We start from the raw sequence: 22,448 nt of genomic DNA on the forward strand, positions 1-22,448 counted from the left end.
TAGTTGACTTAATTAACTAAAGTTAAGCGTTGTCTTGGGGTTAGTCTATTGGATTTGCCGCGTTGACGTCGCCAAAGTCTCTACAAGTTCGCATTATAGTTGACTCACATTACAAATTAGTTGATGTTAGCAACTAATGGAGGCGCAACATGATCAACCCGATTACTATATGTGAATGCTTTGCTCGCGACGGGCTGCAACATGAACCGCAAGTTCCTGACACAGCGGGTAAGATCGCGCTGATCGAGATGTTTCAAAGCGCAGGCTTTCGTCGCATCGAAGCGACCAGCTATGCGCATCCCAAGCATGTGCCATGCTTTGCGGATGCCTCTGATCTTTTGGCGAAACTGCCAAGGCGCTTGGGCATCGACCATAAGGCAACCTGTCCAAATCCGCGCGCGGTTGAACGCGCTTTGGCGGATCTCGATGCAGGACATGGGGCGCAAGAACTAAGCTTTCTTGTCTCAGCGACTGAAAGCCACACAGCGAAAAACCTACGCACAAACCGTGCAGACCAATGGCAAAAAGTCGAAAAAATGGCCGATCTTGCTCGGGGCAAATTTCGCATGGTTGGCGTGATTTCAATGGCTCTAGGTTGCCCGTTTGAGGGCGCAGTCGACCCCAGTCAGGTCGTAGAAGATGCGGCACGCTTTGCAGCGCTTGGTTGCGAATTGGTCACGATTGGCGACACCATTGGAACAGGCATGCCGACAACTGTGAATGCATTGTTCAAACGGCTGCTCAATGAGGTGCCAGATATAATTCCTGTGGCGCATATGCATGACACACGTGGCACAGGCATCGCCAATTGCTATGCCGCGCTTGATGCTGGTGTGTCACATTTTGACAGCGCTATGGGCGGCGTCGGGGGGCACCCTACAAAGATATCTTACGGATCAGGCGATACAGGCAATGTCGCAACAGAAGATTTAGTCACATTGTTTGACGCAGAGGGCTTGCAGCACGGGTTAGACCTTGATGCCGTCATGCGCGCCTCTGAGGCTTGCGAAATAGCCCTTGGTCGCAAACTCTTATCGCGGGTCGCCCGCACAGGGCTTTGGCGGTCTGAAGATTTAGAAAAAATGGATGTTTGACGTGAACAAAGACACATTAATTTTGACCGAAAACCGTGGTGCTATACGCATTTTGACCATGAACCGTCCAGATAAACTGAACGCGTTGAATACGGGTTTGACCCAAGCGCTGCTGGATGCTTTGCAGGATGCTGACGCTGATGACACTGTGCGCGCTGTTGTTCTGACGGGCGCGGGGCGCGGCTTTTGCGCGGGCGCTGATCTATCAGAATTTAAAACCCTGACACCTCTGCACGCTGAAGCCGTTGAGGCACGGGCCGATCTGACATGCCACACGCAAATGGCGATGCAGAACATGAGCAAACCTGTTGTGGCCGCCGTACAAGGGGCCGCCGTTGGTGGCGGGGCAGGACTTGCCATCGGCTGTGATATGGTTGTGGCCTCACGTAGCTTGAAATTTGGCTATCCCGAATTGAAACATTCTATTTTGCCAGCCTTGGTCATGACAGGGATTGTGCGTGCTCTAGGGCGCAAGCAAGCCTTTGAAATGATTTCACTTGGTCGTCTTATCAATGCCGATGAAGCCCTGTCTATGGGGTTGATAAACCGCGTTGTTGATGGCGATCCGCTGCCTGCGGCGGTTGAGATCGCAGAAATTTGGGCAGGCTATGAACCGCGTGCGATGACAGCGGCAAAGTCTTTGTTCTATAAGGTCGAAGACTTGCCCCTTGAGGCTGCGATGCGGGAAGGTCGTGACGTAAACGCAGTGATGCGGTCCTTTCGGGAGCCACAGTCATGAGGCCCCTTGATGGCATACGCATTATCGATTTTTCGCGGGTTTTGGCGGGGCCAATGGCAACCCAAATCCTTGCCGAATTTGGTGCTGAGGTCACTAAAATCGAACGCCCAGGCATAGGGGATGAAAGCCGTAGTTTCGAACCGATGTTCGATGGTGGGCAAAGCGCTTATTATTCCGCGTTCAACCGCTCGAAACGCTCTATCGCTGTCGATTTGAAAACAGACGCAGGGCGACAGTTGGCCTTTGATCTTGCGGCCCAAGCCGATGTGCTTGTCGAAAACTTTTTGCCTGGCGGCATGGAAAAACACGGTCTGAGCTATGAAGCCCTGTCAGCTGTCAATCCGCGGCTGATCTATATTTCGAATACAGGGTTTGGCCAAACGGGCCCCTATAAAGACCGCAAGGGCTATGACACGATTTTTCAGGCCTTGTCAGGGGTGATTGACCTAACGGGGCATCCCGATGGGCCGCCTGCAAAAGTGGGGCTTCCCTTTGCGGATCTGACATCTGGGCTATGGATCGCCATAGCTGCGCTCACAGGGCTGGTGGGGCGTGCGGGGTCTGGGAAAGGCTGCCATGTGGATTTGGCGATGATGGATGTTCAGGTGGCTATGCTCACATTGCCAGCCGCGCGTCACTTTGCCTTGGGGGAAACACCCAAACGGGTAGGCACCGAACATCTGGGGCGCGTGCCCTCTGCTGCCTATCAATGCGATGGCGGGGCGTGGTTGTTTATCTCTGCATCAGATCAGCATTGGCCACTCTTATGCGATGTCTTGGGGCTCACTGAATTGGCCAAAGATAGCAGCCTTGCGCACAACCGTCAGCGCGTTGAGCGGCGCGATGAAGTGACGGCGGCCCTGTCTGCGGCCATCGCACAGCGCGACCGTTTTGAGCTGGCCGAAAGTTTGCGCGCAGCAGGAGTACCAGCAGGCGAAGTCAACACTGTGCCTGATATCTTGAAAGACCCGCATATCACAGCACGCGGTATGGTGGATCACTTCGATGATCCCGAACGCGGCCCGACCCTTGGCCTGCGCACGCCAGCGCGTTTTTCGGGGTATGATCCGCACCGCTTTGAAGCGCCGCCCAAACTTGGTGCCGACACACATAAAATTCTAAGCGATGAATTGGGGCTCACAGAAGACCAGATCACCGCCCTCTACGACAAAGGAATCGTCGCATGACCCAGAATGGAACAGTCCAACTCGAGATCACAGGCAAGCGTGCTGATGTCATTTTGACCCGCCCGCAGGCCCGCAATGCTGTCAATCTGCCGATGTGCGAAGACTTGATCGAAGCCTTTGAGCAGATCGCGACACAGCCAGAGGTCGGTGTGGTTGTTCTGCGCTCACAAGGGCCCGTGTTTTGTGCGGGTGCCGATATGAAAGAACGCAAAGGCCATGATGAAGCTTGGGTGATGATGCGCCGACGCACCGCCTTTCGCGCCTATGAAATGATTGGCGCTTGTACGCGCCCCGTTATCGCACAAGTGCAAGGGGCTTTGGTGGGGTCTGGTGGAGAAATCGCGATGAGTTGTGATTTCATCGTCGCCTCACAGGATGCTACTTTTCGGTTTCCAGAACCCCAATGGGGCACTGTGGGGGCGACCCAACGTTTGCAACGTGTGGTGGGTGTCGCCCGCGCAAAAGAGTTGTTGTACACAGGTCGCATCATGGACGCCCAAGAAGCATCGCGCATTGGCCTTATCACAACGCTGACCGAAGCCGATAAGCTGGCGCAAACTGTCGATGATACCGCCGCGCAAATTTTAAACGCGCCACCGCTGTGTGTCCAATTGACCAAGCATTGTATTGATGCAGGATACCGTACAGACTTGAATTCTGGGATCACGATTGAATTGGCCGCCATTGACCGGATGCTGTCAGAAAGTGATTGGCGCGGAACGATTGAGCGCTTTGATGCACGGATCGGTTCAGGCCAAAAGGCTGCGCGATCATGAGTTTTGTCATCGACACAATATGTCCCGTTACCGTGCAAGGGGCCTTGGCGCGTGCGGTAGCACTGGCCCCCGACATAGAAGCATTGGTTGCCCCAGACGGACGCTTGAGCTTTGCAGAATTGGCCCAACGTGTTGCCACGACGCGCGCTGCATTGGCTGCAAGCGGAGTGCAAAAAGGCGACCATGTGGGCCTGTGTCTTGGCAATAGCATTGCCTTTGAGGCGCTCTTTTTGGCGCTTGGATCTTTGGGTGCTGTCTGTGTGCCTGTGAACACGCGGCTAAAGGCTGATGAGATCGCCTATGCTTTGCGCCAATCGCGGGTCTCGCGCCTGTTTACTGCAGACAAACTGTTGAATGCAGATTTCATCGCAACCCTGCGCAGCATTGCACCCAGTATCGACACGCAGTTGCCTGACGCGACCTTGCCAGATCTGCAAGATATTATTGTCTTAGGCGACACTGTGCCTGCGGCCTGCCGTTCTTATGCAGATTTCATGACGGCAGCCGCGACTGATCCAGGCCCACAGGCCTGCGCTGATGATACTCTGCTGATTCAATACACCTCTGGCACCACGGCCTTTCCAAAAGGTGTTGTGTTGACCCATCGCAACATGCTGGGCAACGGTTTTGTATCGGGACAAAGGATCGGCCTGCGCGCGGGGGATCGCTTTCATTCGGCCCGCCCGTTCTTTCATGTCGCAGGCACCACGCTGTCAATCCTCGCCTGTCTGCAAAACCTGAGCACGCTGGTCACAATGCTGCGGTTCGAACCAGAACAGGCCTTGGATATGTTAGAACAAGAACGCTGCACGCATTTTTCTGGCAATGACACAATGGCTTTGATGTTGCTGAACCACCCGACACGCGCGGCGCGTAAGCTGCATCTGCGTGGGGGATGGGTCGCAGGATCGCAGGTCGTATTACAACGGGTCGCGCGTGAAATGGGCGCACAAGAAATCGTGTCAGGCTACGGTCTGTCAGAAGCCTCGCCCAATATCGCGCAATCTTGCTGGTGGGAGGCCGAAGACATTCGCACAGGCGGTCGCATGCGTCCTCAACCGGGCTTAGATGTTCGCATTATTGATCCGACATCAGGCGCTGAGAAGCCCCTCGGTGATATCGGCGAAATCCGCGTGCGGGGCTGGTCTGTGATGCAAGGCTACTATGATATGCCAGAGATCACGGCGCAGACCCTATCGGCTGACGGTTGGTTGGCCACGGGTGATTTGGGCCGCATGGGGGCCGATGGGCGCCTTGAATTTGTGGGCCGTTTGAAAAACATCGTGCGCGTTGGCGGTGAAAATGTGTCACCCGAAGAAGTAGAAGACCGCCTGCACATGCATCCCAGCATCAAACAGGCGCAAGTGGTCGGCGTACCAGATGACAGATTGGTCGAGGTCTGCGCGGCCTTCGTGATTTTGAACGAAGGTGCAGATCTGACGCCCGAGGCATTGATGGATTGGTCACGCGCAAACATGGCGGGTTTCAAAGTTCCGCGCCATGTTTGGATCGTAGATGGGTTCGACAAGATCGGCATGACCGCATCGTCCAAAATCCAAAAGAACAAACTGGCCAACTATGCGTTGCAGCTCTTGGGCAAGGAACATGTGTCATGAAGATCGAAACAGATGTCACCAGATTGCTGAATATCGATCTGCCGATCTTGCAGGCAGGCATGTCATGGGCCTCGTCAAATGCAAGCCTTCCACTGGCCGTGTCGCGCGCGGGTGGGCTTGGTGTGATTGCGGCAGGGCCAATGCGACTGCAAGATCTTGCTGACACGATAGATGCAGTTCGTGCAGGCACAGACAAACCCTTTGCTGTGAACATGCCACTTTACCGTAATGGCGCACAGGAGGTTCTGGACCTGCTGGAAGCCAAGCGCATTCCTATTCTCATTGCCTCACAAGGCGGGCCGCAAACATATCTTGAACGTTTCAAGGCCATTGGCACCACCTGCTTGCATGTCGTGGCGCGCGAAACGCATGCGCTCAAAGCCATAGCGCAGGGTGTCGACGGGCTGATCATCGTCGGCGGCGAAGCAGGGGGGCACCCCCCCGCGGATTTGGTTTCAACACTGGTTTTGGTTCGCGCTATCGCCAAAGCAACGGGCAATAAAATTCCGCTGATTGCATCTGGCGGATTGGTCGATGGCCAAGGTCTTGCTGCGGCAATGGCATTGGGGGCAGGGGCCGCCAATTTTGGGACGCGCTTTATCGCCACGCCAGAAGCAGGGGTTAGTCCCGCTTATAAACAGGCCATAATCAGCGCAGGCGTTGCCGATACGCTCACCGTTGGGCAAGGGCTTGGCATGATCCGCACATTGTCCAATGCGTTTTCAGAACAAATGGCCGCACTCGAACGCGCCGCAGCCCCAGAAGACCAACGCCGAGACTTGTTTTTTGCCAGCACACTTAAAATGGCAGCGCATGACGGCGACATCGCGCATGGCAAGGTCGAAGCGGGACAAAGCGCGGGGTTGGTCGATGCCATATTGCCCGCAGCACAAGTCGTGGCCCAGATCGCGACCGAATATGCTCACTGCATTTCCAGATTACCACAACTGACCCACGGGGCTGAAACGCCCTGTAAAACCCAGCGGGTAGGGGAGTGACCCGCATAACGGAGGAGAGAGGACTATGATTAGCGACCTAACAAGACGGGCGTTTTTGAAACGCTCAACAATGGCGGCAGGGGCAACGATGATTTTGCCAGGCTCACTACACGCCGAACTTGCCAGCAAAATGCAATGGACCGCCGCAGATGTCGGATCATCGGGCTATATCGAAGCCACAGCAATCGCCAATGCTTTGATTGAAGAACATGGATCACGGATCAGGGTTGTGCCCTCAGGCACATCGGTCGGCCGCATGATGATGCTGAAATCTGGGCGTGTCTCGCTGGGCTATATGGCGAATGAAGCTTATTTCGCTACAGAAGCTTTATTTGACTTTTCCACCCGTGAATGGGGCCCTCAAGAAATTCGGACTTTGATGGGACGTGAGGCATTATTTGGTATTGTCACATCAGGTGATGGTCCAAAATCAATCGCCGATCTCAAAGGCAAACGCGTGGCTCGCATTCAGGCACACCCGTCGACCAACTTCAAAATTGCAGGCGTCTTGGCCTTCGCAGGACTGACATGGGATGATGTCGAGGCCGTCGAAGTCCCCGGGTATTCGCAAGGTCTACAAGCGGTTCTGGATGGCACTGTTGATGCAGCGGGGGCTGTTGTCGGCGCATCGATCTTGCGTGAAATCGAAGCAAGTTCAAAGGGGATCGGCTGGTTGCCAGTGCCCGCAGATGACACAGAAGGTTGGGATCGGATCAATTCAACCGCCCCCTTATTTGCCCCTGCGACCATGCTGCAAGGACCGGGTGCGACACCTGATGCACCTGTGTCTTTGGTCGGCTACCGCTACCCTATTTTGTCGGTGCTCACGGACACGTCTGATGACGAAGTCTATGAAATCACTAAGGCCATCGTCGAAAGTTACCCGAACTACAAAGACGCAGCCCCTGTCATGGTGAATTACGATCCGAACAAGGCAGGACACCCACCCTATGATGCGCCCTGTCATGATGGGGCCAAACGCTATTTCCAAGAAATCGGCGTTTGGACAGAAGAAGACGAAGCGTGGAACACCAAGCGCATTGCGCGTATGGCCGCAGTGAAAAACGCTTGGGATGCCGCCAGCGAAGCGGCAGATGATCAAGGTCTTGCGGATAAGGATTGGCCTGCCTTTTGGGCCGAATACCGCGCCACGCATCTTTGACAAAGCTGCGGTCGGGGATTTCCTCGACCGCAAACACTTATCCAGATAGGTTCATCATGGCTGACCAAGTAACGACCGAAACAGATATCGCTCTTGCGACTGACCTGCCCGTAACATCGCGGTTGCACCAAGCCCGTTGGGTGGTCTTTCCTATCACAGCCCTCGCGCTGTTGCTTGTCGCCAATCAGGTTTTTTTGTTGCGCATTGCAGGGTTTCAATTGCCCTCAACAGGGTTTTATTACGCCCTAATCGGGATGTTCTTTTGTGTGCTTTTCCTGACCTTTCCAATGCGCCATTCCGAAGCCCTGCGCGTGCCCGTACATGACTGGGTCTTTTCTGCCATATCCTTGGGCACTGGGATATATTTCGCCTCTATCGCGGGTGATATCATCAACCGCGGTTGGGATTTTGAAGCGCCTATATTGCCCACTTTGGCGGCTTTGGCGTTATTTGTACTTATCCTTGAGGGGCTTAGACGCACTGGCGGCACAGTGTTATTCTATATCTGTCTCGTTTTTGCTGTTTTTCCGATTGTGGCCGACTACATGCCAGGCCTGCTGTGGGGCAGTCAGTATACACCGCGAGAAACCCTATCGGCCTTTGTCATGGGGTCAGGGGCGATCGTTGGTGTCCCTGTGCAAGTCGTCAGTGAACTGGTCATTGGCTATCTGCTGTTTGGCGCGGCCTTGACAGTCACGGGCGGGGGCAAGTTCTTTATGGATTTTGCATCAGCTTTATTGGGTCAAGCGCGGGGCGGGCCTGCGAAAGTGTCGATCATTTCATCAGGCCTGTTTGGATCGCTCTCTGGGTCCGTCGTGTCCAATGTCATTTCAACGGGCGCCTTTACCATCCCGACGATGAAGCGCTGTGGATACCCCCCGCATTATGCAGGCGCGGTTGAGGCCTGTGCGTCAACAGGTGGCTCGATCATGCCCCCAGTCATGGGGGCCGCTGGTTTCATCATGGCCTCATTTTTAAATGTGCCATATGCCACGGTTGTCTCGGCCGCGATTTTGCCCGCTGTGCTGTTTTATGCGGCATTGTTGCTGCAAGTCGATGCCTATGCTGCACGCAATGGCTTAGCTGGATTGCCCAAAGAAGAATTGCCTGATCTTGGCAAAACACTGCGCAAGGGGTGGCCGCATCTGGTCGGCGTTCTCATGTTGGTCGGCTTGATCCTATTTGCACAAATGGAACGCAGCGCGCCTTTTATTAGCGCAGGCTTCATGCTGACATTTGCCATTTTGCGCAGCCCCAAACAGACATGGACACTGCTGGCAGAAACTGTACTCGAAGCAGGTCGCTCATCAGCCTACCTCTACGGCATTCTTGCAGGGATTGGACTGATTGTCGGGTCTTTGTCGATCACAGGTGTTGGCAGTTCCGTATCGCGTGAATTGGTCTTCGCTGCGGGTGACAATGTGTATCTGCTGCTGGTTTTTGGCGCGATCACAAGCTTTGTTTTGGGCATGGGGATGACAGCATCCGCTTGCTATATTTTCCTCGCCATCATCCTCGGGCCCGCTTTAACGCAGCAAGGCCTTGATATCGTCGCAAGCCATCTGTTTATCCTGTACTGGGGTATGTTGTCTTACATCACGCCGCCCGTGGCTCTTGCTGCTGTCGTGGCCGCAGGTATAGCTGGCAGCGGCAACCTGCGCACAGGTATGAAAGCGATGCGCCTTGGGTCAATCTTGTTCATTTTACCATTCGCCTTTGTGCTCAACCCAGCCCTTATTCTGCGCGGGGATCTGTGGGAAATCTTGCAATCTGTGGGCACAGCAGGCGTGGCTATTTGGCTGATCGCTTGCGCTTTTGAGGGCTACCTTCACTTCATCGGCCGCCTGCCTCAGCTGGTGCGCGTCCTGTCGGGGGGCGCTGGGCTATGCCTGCTGGTTCCAGAGGCGCGCACAGATATTCTGGGCCTTGGGTTGTGTTTGTGCGTGGTGATCTTTGGTGTGATCTCGCGGAAACGAACAGCCTTGGCACAATGAAAATAAACGCTTGGTCGGTGATGCCTGTTCAGCACCGCAATCTAGATCCCGAATGGCATTATGCAGGGCGCGATGTGCCTAACTTACAAGGTGTCAGAGTGGCCTTGTCTGCGGGACAAGTAATGGGGGAAGGATACGCGCCGTTCTTACCTCACCTCAATACCACGCCAAAGGAACTTATGGCTGAAGCGCGCAAAATTGCAGCTGCACTTCTGGGCGCCAAGACCTCAGACCTTGCAGCCTGTTTGATGCGCCTTGGCCCCTGTTCACAGGTTAGCAATGCGGCACGCTCTGCCGTGGAAATGGCCCTGCTCGATCTTTGCGCGCGCGGCGCAGACATATCTGTCGCGACCTTGCTGGGCGGAACTCACCGCCCTGTTAAAGTGCTGCGCATTATCCCCGTGAAATCCCCTGCCTGTATGGCTGAAATTGCCACCAGTTTGGTCGGCGAAGGCTATACCGCATTGAAGCTGAAAGCGACTGGCGAGATGGAGGTGGATGTCGCCAGAGTTGCAGCCGTGCGTGCCGCTGTTGGTTTTGATGTGTCGCTGATTGTTGACGCCAATCAGGCCTATGATCGAGTGACGGCTGTTGGATTTGAGGCTGCGTTAAAATCCTACAAAGTTTGGGCGATCGAACAGCCTGTTCCGGCTGATGATCCTGCCGTGCTTGCTTACCTTCGGCACCATGCCACCACCCGACTAGAAGCAGATGAGGGTCTGTTTCACGCTTCGGATGTGGACAGGCTTTTATCGGCAAATGCGGCAGATGGCCTGTGCCTGAAACTGGCGCGCGGTGGTGGCATACTGCCTGCACGCGATATGGCGATTACTGCCGCCAACCGTAACGTATATGCGCGTATAGGAACGGCCTTTGGCGGCCCCTTGGTGGCGATTGCCACCGCGACATTGGCGGCAGTTTGCCCTGTTTTGGGCGCAGCCGAATGCGCTGAGTTCACGCATTTTGACGACGAAGACCACCTTTGGCCTGTCATCGAAAACGGGGTGCTTATGCCCCCTGATGGGGTGGGTTTTGGTCAGTATCGCCTCACGCCATGGGCCGGGGACTGGCATAAATAAAGAGGCCGGGGACTGGCAGGACTAAAGGTACCGAGGACTGGCAGGATTACAGAATTTCGGTTTCGAAAATCGTTGCAGGTGGTGGGGGCCGATTGGGGGTGCTTTCACCTTTCAAAGCACGCAGATAATCCAGCGATCCCACTGTGATCTTTTCCATGAGCCGCATAAGTTCGCAGCGCTCTTCGTCAGATAGGTTTTGCAACATTTGGCGGTTGCGATCGCGTGAGGCTGCTAGAATTTTAGCCACCAGATCGCGTCCTGTTTGCGTAAGGCGCAGATGAACGCTGCGCTTGTCTTCTGGGTTGATGTCTCTTTCGATAAAACCGCGATCTTCTAAGGCAGAAACAGTACGGCTCATCTGACTTTTTTGCACGCCTGCGCGCTTGGCAAGTGTTTGCAATGGTGCGATTTCTAAGAAATCCAAAACCGCCATCGCCCGCCAATCATGGATATTGATTCCAAAATCTTGCTTGATGTCCAGCAAAGCAATGCGCGATGAAAGCGATGCCAGCCGTTGCAGATTATACGAAAACAAGTAACGGATATCGTCATCTTGATCGCCGATCCCATCGATCTTTCCACCAACAGCCATTCTGGCCTCCCATTCAACATCAAACTAGTTTGTTGTTATTGTATACCTTATAGTAACAATCGCAAGCATGTTGAGTTCAAGGATAGTTTCAACCCCCAGTTCTTTTCCGCACATCCGCACTGACACCTTTGGTTTCTGCTACATTCTGCGCCGTACTTTATGGATCGAAACTCTTATACGGGCACCGTTGGATGCGGTGTTACCACGTGGAGGGACGCAAATCGACCCAAGCTCCGCCTGCGCTGGCGCCTTGGGACAAAGCGGATGATCCAAGATCCGCAGTCAATGTGTTTGGATTTCCGCCCAAATCCACCTGATGCGCCTCGCGTTTCACGGGATTGTACCATCCCCCCGTGACCAAGGTGACATGACCTTCCATGACATTTATATCGGCCTCAATCACGATCTGCACTGTGCCGTTTTGGTTTGAAAGCAGACAAATTTCGCCACTCTTTACACCTGCGCGCTCTAACTCTTTGGGGTGTGCGCGCGCGATTTCACATCCGTGTTTGCGTGCGGCCTGCGCAGTGGGCGACATGTTGAGTTGGCTGTGAAGACGTTGTGCGGGTTGCGGCGACAGCAACCTGAGTGAAGCCCTTGTAGAGTCGGGTTCAAAGCTGGATAAAAGTCCAGTTTTTTGCATCAATTTTGGCATGAGTTCGATTTTACCGCTCGGGGTCGACAACGGCCAAGTTTGCGGCGCGGCGACGAATTTTTCTAGCGGTTGTTCGACGTCTTCAGGGGCTGGAGGTGCCAGATGCGCGAAACCGTCTTGGCAGAATTGTTCCCAATTTGGCAGCTCAGGGAAAGCCGTTTGATACCCTTTGTAAAGGCGCGCGATCCAGTCATCTGCGCTGAGGCCTTCGTGGAATTTATCTGCAAAACCAAGATGTTTAGAGATGCGAGACAACACACTGTGATCGGTCTCAACACCTTGTGGCGGCTCCATGACCTGCGTACTTAAGAACAGCCAGTCATCGCGTGATCCCGCAGCAATATCTTGACGCTCAAATGAGGTGGCGGATGGAAAAACCAGATCAGCGTGACGGGCGGTGGCTGTCCAAACACTGTCATGGACGATGACCGTCTCAGGGCGGCGCCACGCTTTTGCCAAACGGTTCAGGTCTTGGTGGTGGTGAAACGGATTTCCACCCGCCCACCAAATCAGCCGAATATCAGGCAGGGTTAGCTTGTCTCCGTTATAGGCGATCTGCTGACCTGGTTGTTCCAACATCTGTGTAATCCTCGCCACAGGGATATAGTCAGATACAGGGTTGGGGCCTTGTTCAAATGCAGGACCTTTGAGACGGCGCAACGGAACGCCAACAGATGAAACAGCGCCAAGACCATAGGCAATGCCACAGCCTGACCGCCCAATTTGCCCCGAAATCGTAGCAAGCGCGAGGGCCGCCCAATAGGGTTGTTCCCCCTTCACTGCGCGCTGAAGGGACCATGCAAGATTTATCAATGCAGGCCCGTGTGACAAGCGCCGCGCAATGTCGCGCAGTGTTTTTGCGTCGATGCCTGTGATCGGCGCGGCCCACTCTGGCGATTTTTCAAAACCATCATCCACGCCGCGCAACAGATCGCAAAATGCATCTAGCCCCGTGGATATTTTGTGAACTGCGCTGTGATCTATAGCATTTTCGACCAGCAATACATGGGCCATGGCCAGCATGGCCGCCGCGTCAGCGCCTGCATTTATCGCAAGGTGTTCACCAGCAGGCGCGTCACGCGCATCGGGCGATAGGGTCAGCATTTCGCCGCCGTTCTTGATGAAACTCTCTAAATATGCGGGCATCCGATGCGCGCCTGTTCCACCTGCTTCCACCTGTGCGTTTGACAGGCGCATCCCGCCAAAAGACAAAATAAATGGTTGTGCGTCGATGATGCGATCCCATGTCGGGTTCAAGCCGCCGGGATCGGCATATTGGTCGCCGACAAGATGGGGGATAAGAACTTTTGCCGTGCCGTAACTATAAGTGTTGCGTGCAGAGACAAAACCACCCGCCATGTTCAAGAACCGTTTTAATTGGCTTTGTGGGTGGTGAAATCGGCCTGCGCTGCCCCAGCCATAGGATCCGCCAAAAATGGCGCGGTTGCCATAGGCCTTCCGCACCCTGTCCAGTTCATGTGCGGCCAATTGCGTCGCTTGGTCCATGTCAATGGGAACAAAATCATCTTGTCCACGTTTGGCCCCTGCATCGCCCTCTAACCAGCCACGGCGCGCCATGGGGGATAAAATGCGTTCTGGGTCATCGGCGAGCGATAGAAAATCCTGCCCCAAAGGAGAGGGACAGGGATCGTGTCTGAAGGGGCGCAACGTTGGAGTGCCTGTTGTTCGGTCAACTTCATAGGCTCCAAAGTGACTGGCAAAAAGTTCCAACGTTTCGTCCTCCTGAATTGGAAAGCACCCCGATTTTCGGGATGCTTGGTGGTGTAGCTTGGGCCAAAAACCTATTCAGCGGGCATCATGTCAAATGCACGCATCCAGTCGTCACCGCGGGGTTGGTAGGTCACACGCGAGGACACGCCGTAGGTTGCGGGCTGCGCATATAAAAAGACAACAGGCGCTTCGTCACACATAACTTCAGTTGCTGCTTTATAGGCGGCGAGACGGCTGTCTTGATCCGTGGTAGAGCCGCCTGCAATCAAATGTTGGTCAAAGGTTGCATCATTCCAGTAGGAATATTGATTACCTGGTTTGAACAAGGTCAATAGACCGTCTGCATCGATTGTCGCCCATGCTTGGCCTAGCAATGACAGCCGCCCAAGATCGTGAGCTTTACGGTATTTATCAAGATATGCACCGAATTCCATCGATTGAATTTCGGTTTTGACACCGACATCTTCGAACATCTGTGCCACAGCCTGAGTCACTTCGGCGCCTTGCAAATATTGACCAGAAGGCAATTCAAATTCAATAGGTTGGCTGAGGTCAACGCCAGACTCTTCTAAGAGTTGCTTGGCCTTTTCTGGGTCGTATTCATAAGCCGTCAAATCGGGGTTAAAGCCGAAATAATCTGGCGTCATCACTTGGCAAGCAGACACGTTGGCGCGCCCGTCAAACAGGGCTTCTGCGATCAGATCTTTGTCCACGGCATAGTTTAAAGCTTGGCGAAACAGCTTGTTGTCCAGCGGTGCCTTTTCCGTATTGAATTTAATGAAAACGGAGCGCGTGCTGTCAACCGCGCCTGCGGATGCCATGTCACTTGCATCAATCCGCGCCAATTCAGAGGCTGGCACGCTGTTGATCATGTCAACTTCACCCGCCAAAAGCGAAGCGATGCGGCTGGCGGTTTCGGGGATCACGCGGAAGGTCACACTGTCGAATTTCGCAGATTCATCGCCCCAGTAGCTTTCATTCGGTTTCAGTGTAATATGATCACCCGGTACGTATTCTGAGATTTCATAGAGAAATCCCGAGATCGTTTCAGAGGTCGGGTCATTAGCTTCAGCCCATTCGGGCGGAAGCAGCATAAACATCGACAATTGATCTGCCAAAGCAGGGTAGGGCGAAGATGTTTTGATCTGGAATTCGGTTGGAGAAATCACATTGACGCTTTCAACCTGTGAAAACCATGATGAAATGCGTTTTGGATTATCGGCATCTGTCACGCGGTTGATATTCCAAGCGACAGTCTGGGCATCGAGTTTTTCGCCATTGGCAAAGGTCGCATCAGGCGTCAGCGTGAACTGCCATGTCAAATCGTCGATGGCTTTCCATTCGGTGGCAAGCGAAGGTTGCAGGCTGTAATCTGGCGCGCGCAGCAACAATGTTGGGTAAATATGGCTGAGCACTGACAGATCAAGACCCACTGAAGCGGATGCATGGGGATCCAATGTGTTGACCGCTGAGGTCTGTGCAATCGTGATATCCAGAGCAAAAGCAGAGGTGGTCATACAAGCGGCAACCGCCGTCGCACTCAGAAGTTTTTGAAGATTTTTCATGTCGTTCCCTTGTGTTGGAGTTGGTGAGTTGGGCCTTGAGCCTCTATTGGATCTCTTGATCAAGAACATAATGACCGGGTGAAACTTCGATCATCGGGGCATCACGTGGCGGGATATTGCGCGCCACATTGAATGGGATACGGGGGCGATGTTTGCGGTCAGGGTCTGGCACAGGAATCGCCGCCAGCAAGGACTGCGTATAGGGATGTCGCGGGTCCGCAAAAATCTGTTCGGTGGGGGCCAGTTCTACAATCCTGCCGCGCAGCATGACGGCCACGCGCGAACAAAGATAGCGCACCATACTTAAGTCATGCGCGATGAAAAGATAGGCCAACCCCAATTGGTCTTGCAGATCTTGGAACAGGTTCACAATCTGTGCTTGGATCGAAACGTCCAAAGCTGTGATCGGCTCATCGGCCACAATAAACGCAGGATTAAGCGCGATGGCGCGGGCGATGTTGATCCTTTGTCGTTGTCCGCCTGAAAACTCATGCGGGTAGCGCGACATAAATGAAGGGTCCAAACCGACGGTTTGAAACAACTCTGCCACGCGGTCGGTCAGCGCTGAGCCGCTTTCCACTTGATGCACCACCAGCGGTTCTGCGACAAAATTGCCCACTTTCATGCGGGGGTTCAGCGCAGAATAAGGATCTTGGAAAATCATCTGCATGTGCTTGCGGTAGGGTTTAAGCTGCGGCGGGGAGAGCGTCGTCAATTCTGTTCCACGAAATTTTACAGACCCTGAATCAGGCTTTTCCAATTGCAAAACAGCGCGTCCAATGGTGGATTTTCCAGACCCACTTTCGCCGACCAACCCCAGAGTCTCGCCCTCGGCAATCTCGAAAGAAACACCGTTGATGGCATGGATCACGGGTTTGTTGCGATCAAAAAATCCAGTGCCGCCGCCAAAACTGCGCATCAGGTTTTTAGCTTCTAAAACATTTGGTTGCGTCATTTCGCGACCTCATTTTCTTGTGCAAGCAGGGCTGGCAAATCATACCAAGCGGCCACTTTATGACCGGGCACATCGCCCACATCGCGCAGCGGGGGAACTTCGTTCAGACAGCGTTCGGTTGCATAGGGATTGCGCGGGGCGAATGGGTCGCCCTTTGGCGGATTGGCCATATTGGGCGGGGATCCGTTGATTTGGTACAGCCGCCGTTGAGCGCGCGCCCCCTCATCTGGCAAGGATTTTAAGAGGCCATGTGTATAGGCAGAATGCGGGGTGCGGAAAACAGGGCTGACAGGGCCGCGTTCCATAATACGCCCACCGTACATGACCTGAATAGTGTCTGCCAATTCTGCAACGACCCCCATATCGTGGGTGATCCATAAAACTGTGGTGCCGAAATCCTGTTTCAATTGGCGGACCAGATCAAGGATCTGCGCTTGCACAGTGACATCCAAAGCTGTGGTGGCTTCGTCCGCGACCAAAAGCCGAGGATTACAGGCCATGCCAATGGCAATCATCACGCGCTGGCGCATACCGCCTGAAAATTCATGTGGATACTGGTCGAGCCGTGCTTCTGGGTGGGGGATGCCGACAATTTCTAGCAGTTCAATCATCCGCGCCCGCAGTTTAGTACCCGTCAAATCGGTATGGCGCACCAACACTTCGCGCAGCTGCCGCCCGACAGTTAGAACAGGATTGAGCGAGGACATAGGATCTTGAAACACCATTCCGATTTGACCACCACGCACGGCGCGCAATTCGCGGTCACTCATGTCCATCAGGTTCTGCCCGTCGAACCATGCCTCGCCAGAGACGATCCGACCGGGCGGCATGGGCAGCAAGCCCATCATCGCGAGGATATGCACGGACTTTCCCGAACCAGACTCGCCCACGATGCCTAATGTTTCGCCCGCTTCGACCGAATAGCTGAGCGAATTCACCGCATGGACGGTTCCTTCAGGCGTGTCGAATTCGACCGTGAGGTTTCGTATGTCCAAAAGCGGTGCCATTTTAAACCTCGATCAAGCCGCCAAGCGACTTGGTTAGAAACTCATGACCGTCTTCTGTGATCAGAATTGTGTCTGAGATCTGGGTGGAAACATTTTGATCGGGGACGCGCAGGTTTGGCTCAAGTGTGAACATCATCCCAGGCTCCATGATCACGTCGGTCACCCCGTCGAGTGAATAATGTTCATGCGCACCGATCCCGATCGTGTGGCCGATACGGCCAGGGATATTTTTTTCGTATCCTGCTTCGATCAAGCGGCGTTTCGTGATGTGATAGAGCTCTGCCAGTGGCACGCCTGGTTTCATCATCGGAATGATTTCTTCGCGGATATCTAGAATTGTTTTGAGCGCTGCGCGGTTTGCCTCGGGTACATCAGAAAAGATCACAGTTCTTTCGTTTTCAGCATGGATCCCATTGGCAATTGCCCAGATGAAAATAGCGCAGGCATCATGACTTTCAGGTTTGCGGATAATGGAATTATCGCAGTTGCGGAACATCCTTTCACCTGACAAAACCCATGTATAAAGCCCACTGACTGCACCGCCCTCTAGCCCGCCAAAATCGGCGACTTCGATATCAGGCAAATGCTTGCGCCAGTGATCATTCATGGCCTTGGTAGAGGCGGCAACAGCATCGCGTTCTGTACCGCCTGCGGCCAATTCTGCCACCGCAGCATTCATACCACGGTCTGCTAGATCAGCAGCGATGCGGGCATTTGCAATTTCGTCGGGATCTTTGATCAGGCGGCATCGATCAATAAGTTTCGAACTGTCGGCAAGCGTCGCCGAAGGGACCAAACTCTCAACAGTTTTCCAACGCGCGACAGGTGTCGCATCAGCTTCGACGCCGATCGTTTTGCTGTCCAATCCCTTTTCGATCAGGATTTGTTGCAAAGCGTCTTCCCATTTGGGTCCCATTGTTTGCGTCGTTGACCAAACGCCGTAAGCACGCAAATCATCCACAAAGCCCTCATCACGCCCATGGGCAACCCGCAGGGCATGCACCAGCAAAGTGGGCGCGCCTTTTGCAGGTAAAATGACAATCACAGGATGTGAATAAAGAACTGGGTTAAAGCCAGACATGTAAAACGTATGCTCGGGCTTGAATGAGACAAGTGCATCTATGCCCTCAGCAGCCATTGCAGCTTGTAGGCGTGAAATGCGGGGGCGAAGTGCGGTCGCGTCGATGCTCATTTTTTGTTCCTTGTCTTTGGGTCAAAGTAGTCACGCAGCCAGTCGCCAAATAGGTTCACTGACAAAACGGTCAAAACGATAGCGAGGCCAGGAAAGGTGACTGTCCACCACGCTGATGAAATATATACCCGCCCATCGGCCAGCATCCGTCCCCAGGAAGGCGTCGGGGGTTGTACGCCAAGGCCAAGGAACGACAGCGCGGAATCCATGATGATAATCCGAGCCAGTTCCAAAGTGCCGACAACCAAGGCAGGCGTTAAAACATTGGGCAGAATATGAAAAAACATGATGCGCATGGTCGAGGCGCCAATCGCATGCGCTGATTGGACGAATTCACGTTCGCGCAAGCTGAGAACCTGTGCACGAATGATGCGGGCGTATCTGATCCAAGATGTCAAAGCGAGCACCAAAACCACATTGCGCAGAGATGGCCCCAAAGCCGCCACAACAAGCAGCGCCAATAGCATCAGCGGAATGGCCAACTGGATGTCTACAAGGCGCATAAGCACGCGGTCCACCAGCCCGCCTTTATAGCCCGCCCAAATGCCCAAAGCTGTGCCAACGATCCCGCCAAGCACCACAGCCGTTGTCGCAACAAGCAAGGTCACTCGCGATCCGTGGATCATGCGAGACAGGATATCACGGCCAACTTCATCAGTCCCCAGCGGATGGGCTCCGGGTGAAAACAATCCGTCCCATGTAGGGCCAGCCAATCGGGCACGCAGATCGCCGCGTGTGGGATCTGGAAGATCCAAAAACGGAGCGAAAACAGCCACGAAGACAATGAGCAACAGCAATATTGCACCGATAAGGCCAGCTTTTGATCGCATTAAATCTTTTATAAGGTTTTTCATTGTTTTGCGCCTCAGCGAGCCGAACGGATACGAGGGTCAAGCACCCCGTACAACAGGTCGACTAAAAAGTTTATCAGTACAAAAATCACAGCAATCAGGGTGATACCGGCTTGGATGACAGGGAAATCTTTCGCCTCGATCGCTTGGATGATCAGCCGCCCGATACCGGGCCATGAAAAGACGGTTTCTGTCACAACCGACCCGCCCAAAAGTTCTCCTGTCAGGATGGCAGTCATCGTGACAACAGGGATCAAAGCATTGCGCGCGACATGCCAAACGAAGACCGTATGACGCAGCAGCCCTTTTGCTTTGGCGGTGCGAATGTAATCTTCTTGCAAGATTTCAAGCATTGAAGATCGTAAGAGGCGCGCGATTGACGCTGAAACAAAAACCGCAAGCGTAAAGGCGGGTAAGATAAGGTGAGATAGCGTTCCATAGCCACCTGTTGGCAACCAGCCCAAGTTCACGCCGAAAAATAAGATGAGCATAATACCAAGCCAGAAGACGGGGGTCGCTTGGCCCAAGAGGGCAAAGGTCATCACGATGAATTCTATGGTCTTGCCGCGTTTTAGCGCTGCGATAGATCCCGCGATCCCGCCGATTACAAGACCAAGCGCAATCGCTGTCAGGGCAAGAGTTGCTGTCGCGGGCAGGCGCTCCAACACGACTTGCATCGCATCGCGCCCGTGTTGAAAAGATGTTCCAAAGTCGCCTTGAACGGCTTTCACAAGGAACTGAACGTATTGCAGCATCAAGGGTTGATCCAACCCAAGCTGGGCACGCAGGGCATCAATATCTTGCGCTGATGCCCCAATCGGCAAAAGCAAAGCGGCAGGATCGCCAAGGATGCGGGTTACGAAAAAGACGATGGTGACAACGCCCCAGACAGCCAGCAAGGATTCACCAAGACGGCGAAGAACAAAACCTAACATGGTGCGCCTCTCTTTAAAAAATTGCGGATATGCTCGACAACCAGCGCATTCTTTTCCTGATGGCAGGAATGATTTGCATCTGGCACATGCCAACTTTCGGCATTTGGACAAAGGTCAGCGATCAGGTCTGTTTGGCTGGGGGGGCAAATCCAGTCGTTTGCGCCACAAAAGGCCAGTGTTGGCACGGTGATGTTCGGCAAGTCATCGCGCAGATCGTGTTCTTTGATTTTGAATAAAGCATTATGGGTTTCGGCATGCAAATGCATCGTGCGTGTGCGTTCCAATGCGGCATCGGGGTCAAAGTTTTCGAAATAAAGCGGCTGAAGCGCCAACCAGATCAGCCGCAACTCGGTGTCATCAATGATCTGATCTGAAAACAATTTGTCGATCATGGCGGGAGAAGCAGATGGCACTTTGGCAATCTGATCTTTGAAAATCTTAATCGCTTCAGCTTCGTGATGGTGACTGGGGGCTGTGCCGCGCAAAATGAGATGCGACAGGTGCTGTTGATAAGACACAGCATAGGTTAAGGCGATCATGCCGCCAAATGAGCCACCCTGCAAAATGATCTTGTCATCGTCACCACAAAAATGGCGTCGAAATGCATCAAGGTCATCGGCATATTGCGAAAACGTCAGCGGATAGGCGATGTCTGATCGGCCGCAACCGCGTTGGTCATAGGCAATGACACGGTACTGATCGCTTAACGCCTGATAGGCTGTGAATTCACCAATGTGATCCCCGATCCCGCGCCCGCCATGCAACAAAAAGATCGTTTCTGAGTTGTCTTCACCAGCTATACGGTAGCGAAAACGACAGTTGTTGAGGGTTATGAAATCTTCTTGTCCTAAAAGGTTCATCCTGTGGCCTCGCGAATGTCTTCACTGGCATCAACCCATTCATCGCCTTGTAGTTCTGACACATCATAGGCCTGTAACTTTTCAAAATGGGTTTCTACATCGGCGGCAAAAAGCGCGGCAATGATCCCGCGGGTGAGGCGTTCTGCGCCCGCAGAAACTGCAGGAATATCACCCGAAAGTTTGCCGTGGCTCAGCATCGCCGCGTCATTGAAACAATGAATACGCGCCAGCATCGGACAGCTTTCCTTTTCTTTTTCTAAAAACTGAAAGGCCTCTCCCAGATAGGGGGCGTCATTCATAAAAGCCGAACCGCGGCCCATCTCTGGGCTGTAGATACCGTCTTTCCAAGTTTTGATATGTTCCGAAAAGGCGGAAAATTCTTCGCGCCCTGTGAAGTCATTTCGAAATCCTGTGGCGGCGATCATAAAATCGACGACGAATGTTTTATGGGGTGTTGTCACCTCAAGCGCCGCGTCACGAACCCGCACCTTTTCAACAGGGCAGCCCATAAAGAAACGCGAATTCGGGTGTGTCGAGACCCGCAAGGTCGAGGATCGCGGTGGGGGCACTTGCTGCGCATTTACGTAGTCAAAAAACCTGTATTTCCATGCGTCTGGCAAGTAGCGCATGCCATGCACAACGCCTTGGCTGCTGATACCTGTCATTTTGTTCACCCGCGGCATGTTTTTGCGACGGATCAGCATATCAACCTGTGCAGCGCCTGCTTCTAACACCGTTGCGGCATTGTCCATTGCTGACGCGCCCGCGCCAATAACAACAACACGCTTGTCTTTGAGCGCTGCAAAATCGATGTCATCTGCGCTATGCGCCCAAAAACGGCGATCAATACCCTCCAAGAAATCAGGCACAGCCCCACCACCCAAGCCTGAGCGCCCAGTTGCTAAAACCAGATGACGACAATAGGTCTGCTGCGTGCCATTTGCATCGGTAATTTTCACCGCGATCAGCCCGTCTGGGCCGTCTTGAATGTCACTCACACGGGTTTCATTGGTGACAGGCAAGCGCAAAACATCACGATACCAACGCAGGTAGTCCATCCACATCCCTTTTGGGATTTTATCCATCTCGTCAAACGCATCGGTGCCCCATTGGGCTTCAAACCATGCGCGAAATGTCAGGGCAGGCAGCCCAAGCGCGGGTCCCGCCAAAGTTTTGGGCGAGCGCAGGGTCTGCATGCGTGCAAAGGTGGACCACGGCCCCTCAAGCCCTTTTGGTGCCGCATCATATAAAACGATATTTTGCACACCTGACAGGGTCAGTTTGGCAGCCGCTGCAAGGCCACACATTCCTGCACCAACGATGATAACATCACGAACCAATTGTCCGTTGTGATGTCGGCTGGGAACCCATGATTTGGCGGGCAATTCCAACATCGACATGTCTTTGGCAAGGCGGGCTTCAAGCGCGTGGAGAGTTTGAACTGTGTCTTGCGGTGTCAT

Annotated in this window: 19 protein-coding genes; 9 read left to right on the forward strand and 10 right to left on the reverse strand. The window is 53.7% G+C overall.

Translation table 11 applies throughout. The features are described from left to right. Nucleotides 1-149 precede the first annotated feature (149 nt). Genes EDD53_RS00120 through EDD53_RS00160 form a run of 9 tightly spaced genes read left to right on the forward strand, consistent with a single transcriptional unit; the run spans nucleotide 150 to nucleotide 10,645 of the window. Complete coding sequence (locus EDD53_RS00120; RefSeq protein ID WP_123791184.1) at nucleotides 150-1,094, forward strand: hydroxymethylglutaryl-CoA lyase; 945 nt, start codon at nucleotides 150-152, stop codon at nucleotides 1,092-1,094. Next, nucleotides 1,087-1,833, forward strand: coding sequence for an enoyl-CoA hydratase/isomerase family protein (locus EDD53_RS00125; RefSeq protein ID WP_123791185.1), 747 nt, complete (start codon nucleotides 1,087-1,089; stop codon nucleotides 1,831-1,833). Before EDD53_RS00120 ends, EDD53_RS00125 begins: the two co-directional genes overlap by 8 nt. Further along, the gene (locus EDD53_RS00130; RefSeq protein WP_123791186.1) at nucleotides 1,830-3,020 is read left to right on the forward strand and encodes a CaiB/BaiF CoA transferase family protein; all 1,191 of its coding nucleotides are present in this window, start codon (nucleotides 1,830-1,832) and stop codon (nucleotides 3,018-3,020) included. The genes EDD53_RS00125 and EDD53_RS00130 overlap by 4 nt, the downstream gene beginning before the upstream one ends. After that, a complete protein-coding gene (locus EDD53_RS00135) occupies nucleotides 3,017-3,796 on the forward strand; it encodes an enoyl-CoA hydratase/isomerase family protein (RefSeq protein WP_123791187.1) in 780 nt (259 codons plus the stop codon). The genes EDD53_RS00130 and EDD53_RS00135 overlap by 4 nt, the downstream gene beginning before the upstream one ends. Then, nucleotides 3,793-5,412, forward strand: coding sequence for an AMP-binding protein (locus tag EDD53_RS00140; protein ID WP_123791188.1), 1,620 nt, complete (start codon nucleotides 3,793-3,795; stop codon nucleotides 5,410-5,412). Before EDD53_RS00135 ends, EDD53_RS00140 begins: the two co-directional genes overlap by 4 nt. Further along, nucleotides 5,409-6,410 (forward strand): NAD(P)H-dependent flavin oxidoreductase, encoded by a 1,002-nt coding sequence (locus tag EDD53_RS00145; protein ID WP_123791189.1) that lies wholly within the window; start codon nucleotides 5,409-5,411, stop codon nucleotides 6,408-6,410. The genes EDD53_RS00140 and EDD53_RS00145 overlap by 4 nt, the downstream gene beginning before the upstream one ends. 25 nt (nucleotides 6,411-6,435) lie before the next feature. Next, nucleotides 6,436-7,572, forward strand: coding sequence for a TAXI family TRAP transporter solute-binding subunit (locus tag EDD53_RS00150; protein WP_123791190.1), 1,137 nt, complete (start codon nucleotides 6,436-6,438; stop codon nucleotides 7,570-7,572). Nucleotides 7,573-7,628: 56 nt separating this feature from the next. Continuing rightward, entirely contained in the window at nucleotides 7,629-9,566 is a 1,938-nt protein-coding gene (locus EDD53_RS00155; protein WP_123791191.1) for a TRAP transporter permease, read from the forward strand. After that, nucleotides 9,563-10,645 carry a mandelate racemase/muconate lactonizing enzyme family protein gene (locus tag EDD53_RS00160; protein ID WP_170162647.1) on the forward strand — a complete coding sequence of 361 codons (1,083 nt, stop codon included), beginning with the start codon at nucleotides 9,563-9,565 and terminating at the stop codon, nucleotides 10,643-10,645. Before EDD53_RS00155 ends, EDD53_RS00160 begins: the two co-directional genes overlap by 4 nt. A 46-nt stretch (nucleotides 10,646-10,691) precedes the next feature. Here EDD53_RS00160 and EDD53_RS00165 read toward each other — a convergent pair whose 3' ends face one another. From EDD53_RS00165 to EDD53_RS00210, 10 genes are all read right to left on the reverse strand, one after another. Beyond that, a complete protein-coding gene (locus EDD53_RS00165; RefSeq protein ID WP_123791193.1) occupies nucleotides 10,692-11,237 on the reverse strand; it encodes a MarR family winged helix-turn-helix transcriptional regulator in 546 nt (181 codons plus the stop codon). Between the two features lie 199 nt (nucleotides 11,238-11,436). After that, nucleotides 11,437-13,623, reverse strand: a complete 2,187-nt coding sequence (locus EDD53_RS00170) for a molybdopterin-dependent oxidoreductase (protein WP_123791194.1) — start codon at nucleotides 13,621-13,623, stop codon at nucleotides 11,437-11,439. Between the two features lie 71 nt (nucleotides 13,624-13,694). Next, entirely contained in the window at nucleotides 13,695-15,188 is a 1,494-nt protein-coding gene (locus EDD53_RS00175; protein ID WP_123791195.1) for an ABC transporter substrate-binding protein, read from the reverse strand. Between the two features lie 43 nt (nucleotides 15,189-15,231). Next, complete coding sequence (locus tag EDD53_RS00180) at nucleotides 15,232-16,143, reverse strand: ABC transporter ATP-binding protein (RefSeq protein WP_123791196.1); 912 nt, start codon at nucleotides 16,141-16,143, stop codon at nucleotides 15,232-15,234. Beyond that, on the reverse strand, nucleotides 16,140-17,150 hold the full coding sequence (locus EDD53_RS00185; protein WP_123791197.1) for an ABC transporter ATP-binding protein: 1,011 nt from the start codon (nucleotides 17,148-17,150) through the stop codon (nucleotides 16,140-16,142). The genes EDD53_RS00180 and EDD53_RS00185 overlap by 4 nt, the downstream gene beginning before the upstream one ends. Nucleotide 17,151: 1 nt before the next feature. Then, nucleotides 17,152-18,342: a M24 family metallopeptidase gene (locus tag EDD53_RS00190; protein WP_123791198.1), complete on the reverse strand. Its 1,191-nt coding sequence runs from the start codon at nucleotides 18,340-18,342 to the stop codon at nucleotides 17,152-17,154. Beyond that, the gene (locus EDD53_RS00195) at nucleotides 18,339-19,196 is read right to left on the reverse strand and encodes an ABC transporter permease (protein ID WP_123791199.1); all 858 of its coding nucleotides are present in this window, start codon (nucleotides 19,194-19,196) and stop codon (nucleotides 18,339-18,341) included. Before EDD53_RS00195 ends, EDD53_RS00190 begins: the two co-directional genes overlap by 4 nt. An 11-nt stretch (nucleotides 19,197-19,207) precedes the next feature. Continuing rightward, nucleotides 19,208-20,128: an ABC transporter permease gene (locus EDD53_RS00200; RefSeq protein WP_123791200.1), complete on the reverse strand. Its 921-nt coding sequence runs from the start codon at nucleotides 20,126-20,128 to the stop codon at nucleotides 19,208-19,210. After that, nucleotides 20,122-20,988, reverse strand: coding sequence for an alpha/beta fold hydrolase (locus EDD53_RS00205; protein ID WP_123791201.1), 867 nt, complete (start codon nucleotides 20,986-20,988; stop codon nucleotides 20,122-20,124). The genes EDD53_RS00200 and EDD53_RS00205 overlap by 7 nt, the downstream gene beginning before the upstream one ends. After that, nucleotides 20,985-22,448 (reverse strand): NAD(P)-binding domain-containing protein, encoded by a 1,464-nt coding sequence (locus EDD53_RS00210; RefSeq protein WP_123791202.1) that lies wholly within the window; start codon nucleotides 22,446-22,448, stop codon nucleotides 20,985-20,987. Before EDD53_RS00210 ends, EDD53_RS00205 begins: the two co-directional genes overlap by 4 nt.

This window comes from Pacificibacter maritimus (assembly GCF_003814915.1).
Classification (GTDB): Bacteria; Pseudomonadota; Alphaproteobacteria; order Rhodobacterales; family Rhodobacteraceae; genus Celeribacter; species Celeribacter maritimus.

Excerpts from the sequence above, each read along its gene's own strand:
- EDD53_RS00120 (WP_123791184.1), top strand. The coding sequence starts at position 150 with ATGATCAACCCGATTACTATATGTGAATGCTTTGCTCGCGACGGGCTG.
- EDD53_RS00125 (WP_123791185.1), top strand. The coding sequence starts at position 1,087 with ATGTTTGACGTGAACAAAGACACATTAATTTTGACCGAAAACCGTGGT.
- EDD53_RS00130 (WP_123791186.1), top strand. The coding sequence starts at position 1,830 with ATGAGGCCCCTTGATGGCATACGCATTATCGATTTTTCGCGGGTTTTG.
- EDD53_RS00135 (WP_123791187.1), top strand. The coding sequence starts at position 3,017 with ATGACCCAGAATGGAACAGTCCAACTCGAGATCACAGGCAAGCGTGCT.
- EDD53_RS00140 (WP_123791188.1), top strand. The coding sequence starts at position 3,793 with ATGAGTTTTGTCATCGACACAATATGTCCCGTTACCGTGCAAGGGGCC.
- EDD53_RS00145 (WP_123791189.1), top strand. The coding sequence starts at position 5,409 with ATGAAGATCGAAACAGATGTCACCAGATTGCTGAATATCGATCTGCCG.
- EDD53_RS00150 (WP_123791190.1), top strand. The coding sequence starts at position 6,436 with ATGATTAGCGACCTAACAAGACGGGCGTTTTTGAAACGCTCAACAATG.
- EDD53_RS00155 (WP_123791191.1), top strand. The coding sequence starts at position 7,629 with ATGGCTGACCAAGTAACGACCGAAACAGATATCGCTCTTGCGACTGAC.
- EDD53_RS00160 (WP_170162647.1), top strand. The coding sequence starts at position 9,563 with ATGAAAATAAACGCTTGGTCGGTGATGCCTGTTCAGCACCGCAATCTA.
- EDD53_RS00165 (WP_123791193.1), bottom strand. The coding sequence starts at position 11,237 with ATGGCTGTTGGTGGAAAGATCGATGGGATCGGCGATCAAGATGACGAT.
- EDD53_RS00175 (WP_123791195.1), bottom strand. The coding sequence starts at position 15,188 with ATGAAAAATCTTCAAAAACTTCTGAGTGCGACGGCGGTTGCCGCTTGT.
- EDD53_RS00180 (WP_123791196.1), bottom strand. The coding sequence starts at position 16,143 with ATGACGCAACCAAATGTTTTAGAAGCTAAAAACCTGATGCGCAGTTTT.
- EDD53_RS00185 (WP_123791197.1), bottom strand. The coding sequence starts at position 17,150 with ATGGCACCGCTTTTGGACATACGAAACCTCACGGTCGAATTCGACACG.
- EDD53_RS00190 (WP_123791198.1), bottom strand. The coding sequence starts at position 18,342 with ATGAGCATCGACGCGACCGCACTTCGCCCCCGCATTTCACGCCTACAA.
- EDD53_RS00195 (WP_123791199.1), bottom strand. The coding sequence starts at position 19,196 with ATGAAAAACCTTATAAAAGATTTAATGCGATCAAAAGCTGGCCTTATC.
- EDD53_RS00200 (WP_123791200.1), bottom strand. The coding sequence starts at position 20,128 with ATGTTAGGTTTTGTTCTTCGCCGTCTTGGTGAATCCTTGCTGGCTGTC.
- EDD53_RS00205 (WP_123791201.1), bottom strand. The coding sequence starts at position 20,988 with ATGAACCTTTTAGGACAAGAAGATTTCATAACCCTCAACAACTGTCGT.
- EDD53_RS00210 (WP_123791202.1), bottom strand. The coding sequence starts at position 22,448 with ATGACACCGCAAGACACAGTTCAAACTCTCCACGCGCTTGAAGCCCGC.